The 13,172-nt window shown below is 51.2% G+C and carries 15 protein-coding genes; 11 read left to right on the top strand and 4 right to left on the bottom strand.

The genetic code is table 11. From position 1 onward, the window contains the following. Positions 1-6 precede the first annotated feature (6 nt). Entirely contained in the window at positions 7-1,188 is a 1,182-nt protein-coding gene (locus LG200_RS04230) for an aspartate aminotransferase family protein (protein WP_226756340.1), read from the bottom strand. Between the two features lie 464 nt (positions 1,189-1,652). On the opposite strand from LG200_RS04230, the gene LG200_RS04225 reads away from it, so the two are divergent. From LG200_RS04225 to LG200_RS04215, 3 genes are all read left to right on the top strand, one after another. After that, positions 1,653-2,786: an aromatic ring-hydroxylating oxygenase subunit alpha gene (locus LG200_RS04225; RefSeq protein WP_226756339.1), complete on the top strand. Its 1,134-nt coding sequence runs from the start codon at positions 1,653-1,655 to the stop codon at positions 2,784-2,786. Positions 2,787-2,879: 93 nt separating this feature from the next. Further along, positions 2,880-3,743 (top strand): DMT family transporter, encoded by an 864-nt coding sequence (locus tag LG200_RS04220; RefSeq protein ID WP_264193804.1) that lies wholly within the window; start codon positions 2,880-2,882, stop codon positions 3,741-3,743. Between the two features lie 30 nt (positions 3,744-3,773). Continuing rightward, positions 3,774-4,499 carry a hypothetical protein gene (locus tag LG200_RS04215; protein WP_226756338.1) on the top strand — a complete coding sequence of 242 codons (726 nt, stop codon included), beginning with the start codon at positions 3,774-3,776 and terminating at the stop codon, positions 4,497-4,499. Here the strand turns inward: LG200_RS04215 and LG200_RS04210 are convergent. From LG200_RS04210 to LG200_RS04200, 3 genes are read right to left on the bottom strand one after another with little or no spacing between them, the layout of a single operon-like run. Next, a complete protein-coding gene (locus LG200_RS04210) occupies positions 4,496-5,137 on the bottom strand; it encodes a response regulator (RefSeq protein ID WP_226756337.1) in 642 nt (213 codons plus the stop codon). The two genes, LG200_RS04215 and LG200_RS04210, sit on opposite strands and share 4 nt — an antisense overlap. Continuing rightward, positions 5,134-6,852, bottom strand: a complete 1,719-nt coding sequence (locus LG200_RS04205) for a PAS domain S-box protein (RefSeq protein WP_226756336.1) — start codon at positions 6,850-6,852, stop codon at positions 5,134-5,136. Before LG200_RS04205 ends, LG200_RS04210 begins: the two co-directional genes overlap by 4 nt. Further along, positions 6,849-7,841 carry an integron integrase gene (locus LG200_RS04200; protein ID WP_226756335.1) on the bottom strand — a complete coding sequence of 331 codons (993 nt, stop codon included), beginning with the start codon at positions 7,839-7,841 and terminating at the stop codon, positions 6,849-6,851. The genes LG200_RS04205 and LG200_RS04200 overlap by 4 nt, the downstream gene beginning before the upstream one ends. Before the next feature lie 147 nt (positions 7,842-7,988). On the opposite strand from LG200_RS04200, the gene LG200_RS04195 reads away from it, so the two are divergent. The 8 genes from LG200_RS04195 (at position 7,989) to LG200_RS04160 (ending at position 13,149) form a co-directional block, all read left to right on the top strand. Next, a complete protein-coding gene (locus LG200_RS04195; protein ID WP_226756334.1) occupies positions 7,989-8,471 on the top strand; it encodes a hypothetical protein in 483 nt (160 codons plus the stop codon). A gap of 67 nt (positions 8,472-8,538) precedes the next feature. Then, complete coding sequence (locus tag LG200_RS04190) at positions 8,539-9,288, top strand: GIY-YIG nuclease family protein (RefSeq protein ID WP_226756333.1); 750 nt, start codon at positions 8,539-8,541, stop codon at positions 9,286-9,288. Positions 9,289-9,360: 72 nt separating this feature from the next. Further along, positions 9,361-9,657 carry a hypothetical protein gene (locus LG200_RS04185; protein ID WP_226756332.1) on the top strand — a complete coding sequence of 99 codons (297 nt, stop codon included), beginning with the start codon at positions 9,361-9,363 and terminating at the stop codon, positions 9,655-9,657. A gap of 95 nt (positions 9,658-9,752) precedes the next feature. After that, on the top strand, positions 9,753-10,301 hold the full coding sequence (locus LG200_RS04180; RefSeq protein ID WP_226756331.1) for a hypothetical protein: 549 nt from the start codon (positions 9,753-9,755) through the stop codon (positions 10,299-10,301). A 108-nt stretch (positions 10,302-10,409) separates the two neighbouring features. Then, complete coding sequence (locus tag LG200_RS04175) at positions 10,410-11,027, top strand: DUF4230 domain-containing protein (protein WP_226756330.1); 618 nt, start codon at positions 10,410-10,412, stop codon at positions 11,025-11,027. Between the two features lie 120 nt (positions 11,028-11,147). Beyond that, entirely contained in the window at positions 11,148-12,284 is a 1,137-nt protein-coding gene (locus LG200_RS04170) for an FAD-dependent oxidoreductase (protein WP_226756329.1), read from the top strand. A gap of 93 nt (positions 12,285-12,377) precedes the next feature. Further along, on the top strand, positions 12,378-12,794 hold the full coding sequence (locus LG200_RS04165) for a VOC family protein (RefSeq protein ID WP_226756328.1): 417 nt from the start codon (positions 12,378-12,380) through the stop codon (positions 12,792-12,794). 76 nt (positions 12,795-12,870) lie between these two features. Continuing rightward, entirely contained in the window at positions 12,871-13,149 is a 279-nt protein-coding gene (locus LG200_RS04160; protein WP_226756327.1) for a hypothetical protein, read from the top strand. The last annotated feature ends 23 nt before the right edge of the window (positions 13,150-13,172 follow it).

Raw genomic sequence — 13,172 nt, 5'->3', positions numbered from 1 at the left:
CCGGCCTTACTGGGCGAGGAACTTCTTTATTAAAGGAGTCAGGATATCCACCACCTGTTGCGCTTCCTGCTGGGTCATTACCAGTGGTGGGAGCAAGCGAATGACCTTGTCAGCCGTCACGTTGATTAATAGCCTGGCTTCCAGTGCCTGCTTGACCAGCTCGACGCAGGGACGATCAAGTTCTATCCCGATCATCAATCCTGCATTACGAACAATGGTAACACCAGCAACACCGGCAAGCGCCTCAACAAAAGCCTCGCGCATCCAGTCACCCAGCTTCTCAGCATGAGCCAGCAGCCCATCCTGCTCGATGATGTTAATCGTGGCAATACCAGCAGCCGAAGCCAGCGGATTACCGCCAAACGTTGATCCGTGCTTGCCATAAGTGAACACTTCAGCGGCAGCGCCATGTGCGAGACATGCACCAATCGGCACGCCCGAACCCAGCCCCTTGGCCAGGGTCATGACATCCGGGATGACCTGGGTATGCTGGAAGGCAAACCAGGTGCCGGTCCGTGCTACACCGCTCTGCACTTCATCCAACATCAACAGCCAGCCATGCTCATCACAAACATTGCGTAGACCCTGCAAATATCCTGCAATATCCTTGGGCACATTAATGCCGCCCTCACCCTGGATAGGCTCCAGCAATACTGCCACCACATTGGGGTTGTGTGCCGCAACCTGGCGCACTGCCTCCAGGTCATCAAACGGCACCCGGATAAATCCGCTCACCAAAGGCTCAAAACCCGCTTGTGTCTTGCGGTTGCCAGTTGCGGACAATGTCGCCAGCGTCCGGCCATGGAATGCTCTTTCCATCACGATGATTTCAGGATTCTCAATCCCCTTCTGATGGCCATACAAACGAGCCAGCTTGATGGCAGCCTCATTGGCCTCACAACCGGAGTTACACAGAAACACCTTATCCATACCGGAAATGGCACACAGCTTGTCAGCGAGATCGGCTTGCTCAGCAATACCGTACACATTGGAAACATGGATCAATCGACCGGCTTGTTCGCTGATAGCGCCGACCAGGCGCGGATGGGCATGGCCCAAGCCATTCACAGCGATGCCAGCCAGTGCATCAAGATAACGATTGCCTTCTTTGTCCCAGAGCCAGACGCCCTCGCCCTTGGCAAAGGTGACAGGTTGACGGGCATAAGTATTCATCAAGTGTTCGGACATTTGCAGTATTCAGTCTCAAAGGTTAGGTCAAGTTAAAGCTCAAAAACAAAAACGGCGGCACCAGCCGCCGTTTACAGCATTTTCCGGCGGTTTAGTACGCAATAAAGGCGCGCTTGCGCAGCAATCGAATCGCTGTCAGCGTGGCCAGACCAATATCCTCTTTGCGTATTGCCTTCATATGCACTCACCAGTTTAGAATCCAAAGGGCTTCTTTCAAAGGAAACCCCACATACACTGCCAGGAAAAGCCTTGACTGCTTATCCAAGTCAGCTGAAAAACCTTGTACATCAAGGGGTCGAGAGTAGCGCAATTCCTGATTTTAGGCAAGAATCCAGCAGCTTTTTGCTACGAGCCGAACTTGGCGAAACACCATCTTAAATTAAAGCCATGGGTTTTAAAAACATCAAGTTTCGGGCAGAATGCAATGTTGGCTTAAATTTAATGCACTAACCACCTTCATCCCTATGGTATCACTAGCATCCGTTACCACTCTACCCAGCAAGGGGCACAGTCAGCAATTCGGTACCCAATTGCCTGTATCCTGGTACACAGATCCAGCTGTTTACGCATTGGAAGCGCAACACCTGTTTCCTGCTGCCCCCAAGTATATCGGCCATGAGCTCATGGTGCCAGAAACCGGCAGTTACCATGCCCTGGAATGGATGGATAACGCCAAGGCGCTCATACGCAATACAACTGGCATAGGGCTCATCAGTAATGTGTGCCGCCACCGCCAGGCAATCATGCTCAAAGGCAGAGGAAAAACCAAGAATATCATCTGTCCGCTGCACCGCTGGACCTACAGCACTCAAGGCGAATTGCTTGGCGCGCCACACTTTGACCAGAATCCCTGCTTACACCTGAATAAATCCACTTTGCAGAACTGGGGTGGGCTGCTGTTTGAGAGCAAACGCGACATTGCCCAGGATCTTAAAAGCCTGGGCTGCAAACAGGACTTTGACTTTACCGGCTATATGCTGAACCGGGTCATGGTGGACGAGTACAACTTCAACTGGAAAACCTTTATCGAGGTATATCTTGAAGATTATCACGTTGGCCCCTTCCACCCCGGCCTGGGCAATTTTGTAGACTGTGAAGAACTCAACTGGGAGTTCGGCGACTGGTACAGCGTGCAAACCGTTGGTGTACACAAGGCGCTGGGAAAATCCGGTTCGCTCATCTACCAAGAGTGGCAAGAACAAGTCCTGAAATATGGCAAGCAGCAACAGCCCAAGTACGGCGCGATCTGGATGGTCTATTACCCGTTTCTGATGATAGAGTGGTACCCCAATGTACTGGTGGTTTCGCACATCATTCCACGTGGCCCTGATGCCTGTACCAATGTGGTGGAATTCTACTATCCAGAAGACATCGCCCTGTTTGAGGAAGAATTTGTCGCAGCTCAACAGGCCGCCTATACCGAAACCGCCATTGAGGACATGGAAATTTGCCAGCGCATGCATGATGGCCGCCGTGCCTTGGCATCACAGGATGTTGATGAACGCGGGCCATACCAACACCCGATGGAAACCGGCATGCAGCATTTCCATGCATGGCTGCATAGGCAGCTTGATCCATACATAAAACACCCCGGCTGATTACAAGCCAACCCCAACATGGCAACTACAGGCATGTCTCCGCAACAAGCAGAGTGATGCCCTTGTTGCCGGGCTTCAAGAAATGGACATATTTTGAACATACCCAAACTAGGCAGCTTATGGATGTTGGTAGCCGCCTTTTTCTTCGCCATCATGGGGGTGCTGGTCAAAATAGGCGCTGAAAAATTCAGTAGCGCAGAATTGGTGTTTTACCGCTCATTGTTCGGCCTGGTGTTTATTCTGGCAGTCACCCATTACCACGGGCTCTCATTGAAAACCTCGCTCATCAACACCCATATGAAGCGTGCCATACTCGGTTTTGCCTCACTGATCTGTTTCTTTTTTGCCATCAGCGAGCTACCCCTAGCCACGGCGATTACGCTCAATTACACATCGCCGCTCTTCCTGGCCATGGCAATGCCGTTCATGCTCCATGAGAAACCACGCAAGATATTGATCCTGGCGGTGATCATCGGTTTTATCGGGGTAGCCTTATTGCTCCAGCCCAGCCTGCATATTGATGAGCTGATCGCCGGTGCCATAGGGTTGCTCTCTGGCGCCATGGCAGGCGTTGTTTATGTCCATGTCACCCAGCTCGGCCGGGCAGGCGAGCCAGACTGGCGTACTGTGTTTTACTTCACACTGGTTTGCACAATAGGCGGCGCGTTATGGATGCTGTTCTTCCATTTCACGCCACTGGCATGGTCAGACCTGCCATTACTGCTGGGCATAGGCATAGTGGCCACCATTGCCCAATTGGCATTGACGCGTGCCTACCGCACGGGCAATCCGTTGGTGGTGGGCAGCCTGGCTTACACTACCGTATTACTTGCCAGCCTGTTTGGCATTGTGCTGTGGAATGAAACCCTATCGCCTGATCGTTGGCTGGCAGTCGGATTGATCATTCTGAGTGGTATTATCAGCGTACGCGCCACACCAAGACAAAATAAAGGTTAAACTTTCCATTTCAGCGTCCGTTGAAAGAATATGAGCAGAAAAGTCGCAACCCCTCAAGCACCGGCAACCTTGGCTATCCTGATAATCTCAGCCTGCCTGGGCGGCTGCATGGGAGGGCCAATCGCCCAGCAGGTGGCCTCCTCATTGCTCATGCGGGCTGCGGATAAAGCCACTTCAGATGCTTATGAAGCCCACCTGCTACAAAGCCCCTACCAGCAACAACTCCCAAGGGACTCTCAAGAAACACAAGCCTCCATTCCCGGTCACACCAGCGCCAGTAATACATCTGCAGAACTTCAACCACAATTCAGCAAATACTGGACCGCATTTCTCAATACCGGCTTCACACCAATCACGCCGCTAGAAGAATCCCTACCTGAATCCCTGCCTGCAACAGATCACCCCCAGGCGCCAGAAAAACAAAGCATAGAGAACATTGCTGCGAACCAGCTATTGAACGTAGAAATCTGGAGCACAGTGATTGGCGATGAGAAACTGACGCTACTTGAACAGGCGCGCCTGAAAGGCAGCAAGCTACCGGCTAAAAACGAATGGCCAAGCTGGCAATTGGCGCTGGGCGCCGCAAAGAGCGCCCCTGAAAACCCGTTGATATTCCTGGTTCCACCTGAATTTGGCCGCATGACCAGCGGACAGGAATTGATTGTGGAGCTAGCCGCCGACGGCGAGCTTGGCATGGCGCGCTACAGCTTGCAGCCTGCTTCCAGGATTCAGCAGGCCATCAACCAGCCGCATTAAGGATCGATCAGCCCTGATCGCATCGCAATCAACGCAATCTCGGCAGAGTTGCTCGCCCCAAGTTTTTGCTTGATGTTATAAAGGTGGGTTCCTACCGTGCGTGGTGAAAGGCATAGCACGTCCGCAATATCATTGGTAGTCTTGCCTTTGGCCAATGCCATGAATACCTCAAACTCTCGATCAGACAGCACATCCACCGGGTTCTGCTGGCCTGAAATCTGCTGGATGGCCATTTGTTGCGCCACGTTGGCCTCAAGATACATCTTGCCGCCTGCCACCGTGTGTATGGCCTTGATCAACTCCTCTGCCGCACTGCGCTTTGTCAGATACCCCATGGCTCCGGCGTTGAGCACCCGCTTGGGATGGACAGAATCCTCATGTGCCGACAGCACCAGGATACGCGCCCCCTCATCCTTTGCCCGTATCCGGTCGATTGCCTCCAGGCCGCCGATGCCAGGCATGGTGATATCCATCACAACCACATCCGGCTTGTGTTCCTGGTAAAGCTTGATGCTTTGCTCACCACTCTCGGCTTCTGCCACCACGCTAATGGCCTCATCAGACTCCAGCAAAAGCTTGAAGCCCATGCGGACTACCGCATGGTCGTCTACCAGCATTACTTTGATTGTTGCGCTCATAAATTCTTTATCTCGGGAATCATCACGGAAATAGTGGAACCCTGGCCGGGAATGGAATCAATATTGAATGCCCCATACAGTGCTTGAGTGCGCTCGCGCATACCCAACAGGCCGAAATGACGGCTTTGATCAACATTGCACATGCTCATCCCCAGCCCGTTATCCTTGATTGAAAGCATGAGGTTACCATTTTCAAGCCGTGTAAGGCTGATATCAATGACAGTTGCCTGCGCATGGCGCAATGCATTAGTCACCGACTCCTGCACAATCCGGTAAAGATTGATATTCAGACTCTCACCCAGCAAGTCCAGACTGCCGGACAGCTCAAGATTGAACTTGATATTGGGATTCTGCGCCTGCCAGTCAGCCACCGCATCCTGCAAGGCTTCTGACAACCCGAGATTATCCAGCGAGCCTGGGCGCAGATGGCGAATGATATTGTGCATGCCGTCATAGATATGATTGGCTGCAGACACTATTGTCTGTGCACTGGCTTCTATGCTCGGCATTTCAGTCCGGGTTTTATTGGCAATGGCTACGGCAAAAGTCTTGATGGCCGTCACATATTGCCCAAGCTCATCGTGCAGCTCACGCGCAAGACTGCGGCGCTCATCTTCGATATGGCGCTGGATCAGGTGCGTCAATTGCCGGTTTTCTTCCAGCTTGCGCGCGGTTTCCTCCGCCAGCTTGCGCTCTGTAATATCGCGCATGCTGCAGATTTCACCAATTACCTCACCGGTATTAGGGTCCATCAATGGTGCCGCCGAAAGCGAGACATCCAACAGCTTGCCATCGCGTGCTATACGCTGGGTATCGTAATGCTCTACCCTGTCACTGGCCGCAATAGCCTCAAGGTTGCGTGCCAGCTCACTTTCGTGATCTGGGGGTATTAACAGCCTCGCCGACTTGCCTATGATGTCTTCCGGAGCATAACCGAACATTTGCTGGGCTGCAGGGTTCCAGAACGAGATATTTCCATCCAGATCATGGATCATGATGGCATCTGCCGTTTGCTTGACGATCAGTGCCAGCCTCCGATTTTCTTCAGTACTGGCCCGCAGGGATTCACCCATGAGATTGAAATTCTGCGCAATTCTTGAGAATTCCGGCACTTTGAAACGAGGCAGCCGCACGGACAGGTTGCCCTGCTCCACCTTGGAAATTGCCTCCAAGATATCATCAGCAGGCTTCAGCCAATATCCCAGCATCCAGTAGATCATGCCGTTCAGCACAATAAAAAAACCAAACTCTATCCACAACAGGTTCTTGAAAGAGCTCCAGGATTCACGGATCGCCCCCGCAGCATCAGAAGCCACTACCAGCATACCGAACCTTATGCGGCGGGACACCACTTCAGGCTCGGGCTCCACCATGCGGGCAAACCACTTTGGCGGTATTTCATCAGCCCGGTAAGTGGAAGGCGGTGACTGGTACATCAACTCCCCCTGGGCATTGTAGAGAAAAATCTCGCTGCTGCGCACATGCCCCAGCGACTGCAAAAAAGTATGCATCACATCATGCGTATACCCCCACTCAGGGTTTTGCCGCGAATTGATAATGACCGTATCCAGCAACTGCACCGTCACCCGGGTTGCCGCTTCCACACTCTCTTCAGTTGAGATGCGCATCCCCTTGATCACCACATACCCCACCGCCAGCATCAACAAGAGCAGCAAGGTGGTGATCAACAGGTTAAACCGAACTCGTAAACTCATAAGTTATCCAATGGACTGGCAACGCCTCGGCCACCTTTATTCAATACATGAGTATAAATCATCGTGGTACTCACATCAGAATGCCCCAAAAGCTCCTGCACCGTGCGGATATCGTAGCCGCTTTCCAGCAAGTGGGTAGCAAAGGAATGTCGCATGGTGTGCGGTGTCGCCTGTTTGGTCAAACCGGCATCCACAACCGCCTGCCTCATAGCACGCTGTATCGCTTGCTCCTGCATATGATGCCTTCTGGTTTTGGGTGATTCATCATCGTTCGTGCGAGGATCAACGGATAACCTGGCAGCGGGAAAAACATATTGCCAAGCCCAGTCTCGTGCAGCATAGGGATATTTTTTGCTGAGCGCATCAGGCATATATACAACCCCGTACCCCTCACTCAAATCTTTCTCATGCAACTCCTTGACCCGCTTCAAATGCGCCTGCAACGGCTTGATCAAAGACACCGGCAAAACCGTTACCCTATCCTTAAACCCCTTGCCATCACGAATCAGGATTTCCTTGCGGGAAAAATCCACATCCTTCACCCGCAATCGCAACGCCTCAAGCACGCGCATCCCTGTCCCATAAAGCAAACTTGTCACCAGATGATTAGTGCCTTGCAACCGCCCCAATATCCTCTGAACCTCATCCTGGGTAAGCACAACAGGCAACCGCTTCGGCACCTTGGCACGCTCAACATTATCAAGCCAGGGCAACTCTACTCCCAACACCTCTTTATACAAAAACAACAATGCACTTTTCGCCTGGTTCTGCGTTGAAGCAGACACCTTGCCCTCAACTGCAAGATAGGTCAGAAACCGCTCAACCTCAGCAGCGCCCAAATCCCTGGGATGCCGCTTGTCAAAATGCAAAATATACCGTTTAATCCAATCCACATAAGCCTGCTCGGTACGGATGCTGTAATGCTTGAGGCGAATTTTCCCACGCACCTGTTCAAGCAGTTTTGGAGGCCCAGATTTTGACGTATTCATATTTTAAATTTAGGACGTACTAAAAATAATCAAGACTATGATTCTAATCAATCACTCATTGAAACAATATAAGACAAATATCCTTTTGACGCAAAATAAAGCGTCAAATAGGATGTCTACTTTACGTTAGGCGGCATAGGGGGTGTGATGGCTGACCAAAGTCCAGATAAGCAAAGACAACTCGCGGTTAAGATCGCTTCGTCGGCAAACGCTACCGAGAAGGAAGCGATCCGCATTTGGATTGAGCAGTTATTGCAGCTTAAAGCCACCGACTTGCCCGTCGCCCAGAAAGCCAAACAAGCTGTTTCACTAACTGCCAGCAGCAAGGTTGTACTTCCAACAGTCAAAATCATCGCTCGGGAGACAAAGCGGTTGGCTTGGGATGATCGCGGGCTCAAAGGCAGGCTGGGCCTTGGCGGTGCCGCGGTCGGTGTTGCGCTATTTGGTGGCCAGGGTGCAGGCATCGCCGCACTTGGCACAGCAATTGGTGTTCCGTTATGGGTTGTTTTTGGTGCGGGCGCGGCGTTCTTGGGTGTTCTGTATGAAGAAGTTACCGGCAAAAAGCCTCCGGCTAAGACTACTTACACAGTCATTGACGCTGAGCGGAAAGACCCCGAGGATGCCGCCTAACAATTCGTTCAAGCCGATGCCGCTTCGCGGCACGGCTTAACTCAAGCGTTAGCCATTACTCGAAATCATGAACCGTCTACTTGAGATTGGATTTCAGCCCGCTGGTCACTGGTTCCTAGCCGAAGGAAAACTAAAGTTCGACCTCACTCGAAATGCGACGCAGACGAATATCCTCTACGCTTTTGTATGCGATGCAGAAGTGATGTATGTGGGCAAAACTATCCGAACGCTTGCAGCCAGAATGGCAGGCTACAAAACACCAGGAAAAACTCAGACGACGAACATAAATAACAACCAAAGAATCCTTGAATTACTTGAGCATGGAGCGGTCATTGAAATACTTGCATTACCTGATAACGGCCTTCTGCACTACGGGAAATTTCATATCAATCTCGCCGCCGCACTTGAGGATGACATCATTCGCAAGCTCGATCCACTATGGAATGGTGGCAAGCCCGAAAAGATTACGGATTCAGAAACCGAATCTCCGCATATTCTGCAGGAATTGACCTCCACTCCTGCAGAAACTTTTAGCTTCATTCTACAGCCCACATACTACCGCTCAGGGTTCTTCAATGTAGGAGTATCCTCGCAGAAGTATATTGGCGCTGACGGCGAGACGATAGAGATATTCTTGGGTCAAGCTATCTCACCGATTCTTGGCACAATAAACCGCAGAGCTAATACCAATGGCACACCCAGAATTATGGGAGGCACAGCAGTGCGAAATTGGTTTCAGAAGAATGCAAAAGCCATGGACCGTATTGGCGTCCAAGTTCTTTCTCCAAATTCTATACGCCTATCAATAAACGGCTAACCAATCAATCAACCGGACTTGCCTTCGGCAAGCCGGTTATCTCAAACATTAGCCATAATTAGAAAGTTGTGAATGAACTCTACTAGAGAATCAAATGCTCCCGCCGACTCCGTATGGAACTACAGTGCTATTGCTAGAGATTTTGTTGTAAACGTAGAGCCAATGAGCACTAAAATCAAAATCGAAGAGCTATCGAATTTATTGAAAATGGTAAAGCATAGGGCCGAACTTTCAGTTTTAGAAAATCTAAATCTTCCCACTCACGAGCTTGCTGTAAAAGCACGCGGAGAAATCAAAGCAGTTAAAAATGAAATCACTTTTCACAACCATTTATCTTTACATGCAACCGATATAGATTTAGAAATCTAGTTATGGCTAACCCATCATTCAAGCGGGACGCCTAACGGCGCCCCTTAATTCAACCGTTGAGCATCAAAACCACGAGTAATTGAAAGGATATGTGTATGAAAAAAATAATTGTTTCTGCTTTGTTATCTTTGGCTTCCACTTTTACTCAAGCCGAATCAAAAGCCGATATTGTGTGTTCATATGCGCCAAGCCAAAGCGAGGTGGTAAAAAATATATCTGCGTCAGCTGGTGGAGCAGGAGCAACAGCACTCGCCATTACACAGGCTACAGGGCTAACTGCTGTCGCTCATAGCAGTGGTGCATACATATTTACAGGCTCAAGCGGTTATGTTGCAGGCACGCTTGGTGGCGCTGCCGCTGCTCCTGTAATTATCGGTGTTAGCATTGCTGTTGGTACGGTAGCAGGAACCGTTGAACTACTTTGCACCCCAAAAAATCATCCTGAATTCACAGCTAAGGTCATGGATGCCTCAAAGGAGTTTGTCCGTAGGTCAAAAACTCACTTAGATACTGCATCAGACAAAATTGCCGAAGCAAAAGAAAATGCAAAACCTGTTATTTCAAAGGCCACTGTAGTTCTCAAAGACACTGCCTCGAATGTTTTTAATTACGCATCCCGTGCCACCATTAATAACGAGTTTTAAAGCTATGCCCAACCCATCCATCAAGTGGGACGCGCTAAAGCGCGCCCCTTATGTCAAACGTTAGGCATCATCTGAGTTTCTTTACACCAAGTTACTAGAAAGAGCGCAATGACGAAGTTTCTATCTCTGATTGGTGCAATCGCCATTGGCGCAATTGGCATGTGGCTTTTTGGTAAAAGCTCGCCGCCTCCGCCACCACCTCAACCACCGCTAATGTCGCTTGAACAGATGGGCCATTTAGTAACAGTGAAGGTCAATTACGCGAACGTACTTGAGTTTACGCAAAAGATCACCCAAGACATTCCTTGGACACAATGGGAGTTGCGCTTTGGTGCAACTAAGGTCCTTCTGGTGGCACGTGGTGACTGTCTGGTTGGCACAGATTTTCGATTGGCCAAGTACCTTGAGGTCAACAAAGACTTGAGATCTGCTCTTCTAGTGTTGCCTGAACCGAAGGCAATCTCTGCGCGTGTCAGTCACGATCCGCAGGAGAAAGGCGGCTCATATTTCTATGCAGTTACGGGTACCGGTATTGAACCAATCATCCCTGGATCAGCCAATCGTATAAAAGCAATTGACTTGGCATTGGAAGCAGCCCAAAAGGACATATCTCGAGTTTGTAGTGGCCCCGATGTACTTGCCACGGCAAGGAAGAATGCAGAGACGACTCTCTTGCCGGCTTTCTCAGCAATCGGTTGGAAAGTCAGCATTCGCTGGACTAAATGAACATCGGCTGGGTGGAATGATGCCCAACCCATCCATTAAGCAGGACGAGCTAAAGCTGCCCCTTATGTCAAACATTGGACACACCTCGGGCTTTATCGGAAAGCAATAATAGGAACCAGCATGAACAATCCAATCGCAATCATTGGTGCAGGGCTCGGTGGCCTGACACTTGCGCGCGTCCTCCATATCCACGGTATTGCGGCAACGATCTACGAAGCGGAAGCCTCGGCAAACGCGCGAGCACAGGGAGGCTTGCTTGATATCCACGAAGACAATGGGCAACTCGCGCTTAAGGCGGCAGGCCTTTTCGAGAAGTTCCTTGGCCTCATTCTTCCCAGCGAGGATGCAAAGCGGGTTGTCGACAAGGATGGTAACGTCTTGCTTGATAAACCCGGCAACGGCAACAGTGGCCGACCGGAAGTGGATCGAGGAGAGCTACGCCGGATGCTGATTGATTCACTCCCTGCCGACACGATTCGCTGGGGGCATAAAGTCACCGCGGTGTCTTCGCTCGGTGGAGGGCGGCATTCAGTAAACTTCGCATCTGGCTCCACGTTGACAACCGATCTCCTCGTAGGTGCCGACGGCACTTGGTCAAGAGTTCGTCCGCTTCTTTCCGGGGCGAAGCCTGCCTATATCGGTACGTCATTCATTGAGACTTACCTCTTCGATGGCGACACGCGCCACAAGGCCAGCGCGGATGCCATTGGCAGTGGCACGCTGATGGCGGTTGCGCCGGGCAAGGGCATTCTGGCGCATCGCTATGCCAATGGAACCCTGCATACCTACATAGCCTTGAACAAGCCAGAGGACTGGCTTGGCCGCATTGATTTCTCCAATTCCGTGACGGGCTTGGCACAGGTCGCAAAAGAATTCGATGGCTGGGCTCCACAGCTGACCGCGCTCATCACCGATGGTGAGACTGATCCTATCCTTCGCCCCATTTATGCGCTTCCGGTCAATCACCGATGGGATCGCGTGCCCGGAGTAACATTACTCGGCGATGCGGCGCATTTGATGTCGCCGTTCGCAGGCATTGGCGCCAACCTTGCGATGTACGACGGCGCAGAACTCGGGAAAGCCATTGCCGCGAATCCAGATGATATTGAAGCAGCGCTCGCCATCTATGAAAAGAACCTCTTTCCCCGGAGCGCTTCTGCCGCTGTAGAGTCTGAGCAAAACTCCAAGATGTTTTTCGGCGACAATGCGCCTCAGAGCGTGGTTGACTTGTTCACCCAATACCTGCCGGACAGGTGATTACCCGGCACATGACTAATAATTCATTCAAGCCGACGCCGCTTCGCGGCGCGGCTTAATTTAGGCGCTATGCCCCCAAAGGAAACCTGCCACATGAAACCACGAATCACCGTCCTTACAATCGGCGTTGACGATCTTGAAGCGTCGTTGCGCTTTTACCGTGATGGGCTTGGCTTTGCTACCGAGGGCATCGTAGGTAAAGAATTCGAGTACGGGGCTGTTGTATTCATTGACCTGCAAGCCGGCCTTCGTTTAGCCCTCTGGCCTCGCAAGAGCATTGCCCATGACACAGGGCTTGTAGCAGGCCCCGCCAGCCCTATCGAAATGACTTTGGGCCACAATGTATCCTCAAAAGCGGAGGTTGATGCTGTTATGGCAAAAGCCACCTCGGCAGATGCTACCATCGTCAAGCCTGCGCATGACACGTTTTGGGGCGGCTACTCGGGCTATTTCCAAGACCCGGACGGACATCTCTGGGAGGTTGTCTGGAACCCGCAGTGGTCGGAGTGAGGCAAGGGACATAACAATTCATTCAAGCCGAACCCGATTTACGGGCCGGCTTAATTCAACCGTTAGGAGTGTTTTAATGAAAATTCTTGGGAACATGCCAAGTTCGTGGAATGTAAAATGGTGGGCACGCCTGCTGGCGCTGTTGTTTCTCTTCGCTCTCAGTGTAGCCACTTGCGGAGTCATTCGTGCGTGGCTGCTTTCCGGAAGCCTGCCTTTTTCCTTTCCAGGTTTCATGTCAGCATTTTTATTTAGCTACATCGCTTTAACCATAAGCTGGGTTGGCGTTACTGGCAAGGTGCCAAAATTCTTTCCCATCGGTGCACTAAAGTGGCCATTTTTCGCGCACCGCTCCTAACGCGGCACTCAAACGGATTGCCT

It is taken from the genome of Methylobacillus caricis (genome assembly GCF_020532705.1).
Taxonomy (GTDB): Bacteria; Pseudomonadota; Gammaproteobacteria; order Burkholderiales; family Methylophilaceae; genus Methylobacillus; species Methylobacillus caricis.
Note: the sequence above shows the minus strand (reverse complement) of the source record. Positions and strands in the feature narration are given on the sequence as shown.

Excerpts from the sequence above, each read along its gene's own strand:
- LG200_RS04215 (WP_226756338.1), top strand. The coding sequence starts at position 3,774 with ATGAGCAGAAAAGTCGCAACCCCTCAAGCACCGGCAACCTTGGCTATC.
- LG200_RS04170 (WP_226756329.1), top strand. The coding sequence starts at position 11,148 with ATGAACAATCCAATCGCAATCATTGGTGCAGGGCTCGGTGGCCTGACA.
- LG200_RS04175 (WP_226756330.1), top strand. The coding sequence starts at position 10,410 with ATGACGAAGTTTCTATCTCTGATTGGTGCAATCGCCATTGGCGCAATT.
- LG200_RS04180 (WP_226756331.1), top strand. The coding sequence starts at position 9,753 with ATGAAAAAAATAATTGTTTCTGCTTTGTTATCTTTGGCTTCCACTTTT.
- LG200_RS04190 (WP_226756333.1), top strand. The coding sequence starts at position 8,539 with ATGAACCGTCTACTTGAGATTGGATTTCAGCCCGCTGGTCACTGGTTC.
- LG200_RS04230 (WP_226756340.1), bottom strand. The coding sequence starts at position 1,188 with ATGTCCGAACACTTGATGAATACTTATGCCCGTCAACCTGTCACCTTT.
- LG200_RS04165 (WP_226756328.1), top strand. The coding sequence starts at position 12,378 with ATGAAACCACGAATCACCGTCCTTACAATCGGCGTTGACGATCTTGAA.
- LG200_RS04185 (WP_226756332.1), top strand. The coding sequence starts at position 9,361 with ATGAACTCTACTAGAGAATCAAATGCTCCCGCCGACTCCGTATGGAAC.
- LG200_RS04205 (WP_226756336.1), bottom strand. The coding sequence starts at position 6,852 with ATGAGTTTACGAGTTCGGTTTAACCTGTTGATCACCACCTTGCTGCTC.
- LG200_RS04195 (WP_226756334.1), top strand. The coding sequence starts at position 7,989 with ATGGCTGACCAAAGTCCAGATAAGCAAAGACAACTCGCGGTTAAGATC.
- LG200_RS04160 (WP_226756327.1), top strand. The coding sequence starts at position 12,871 with ATGAAAATTCTTGGGAACATGCCAAGTTCGTGGAATGTAAAATGGTGG.
- LG200_RS04210 (WP_226756337.1), bottom strand. The coding sequence starts at position 5,137 with ATGAGCGCAACAATCAAAGTAATGCTGGTAGACGACCATGCGGTAGTC.
- LG200_RS04200 (WP_226756335.1), bottom strand. The coding sequence starts at position 7,841 with ATGAATACGTCAAAATCTGGGCCTCCAAAACTGCTTGAACAGGTGCGT.
- LG200_RS04225 (WP_226756339.1), top strand. The coding sequence starts at position 1,653 with ATGGTATCACTAGCATCCGTTACCACTCTACCCAGCAAGGGGCACAGT.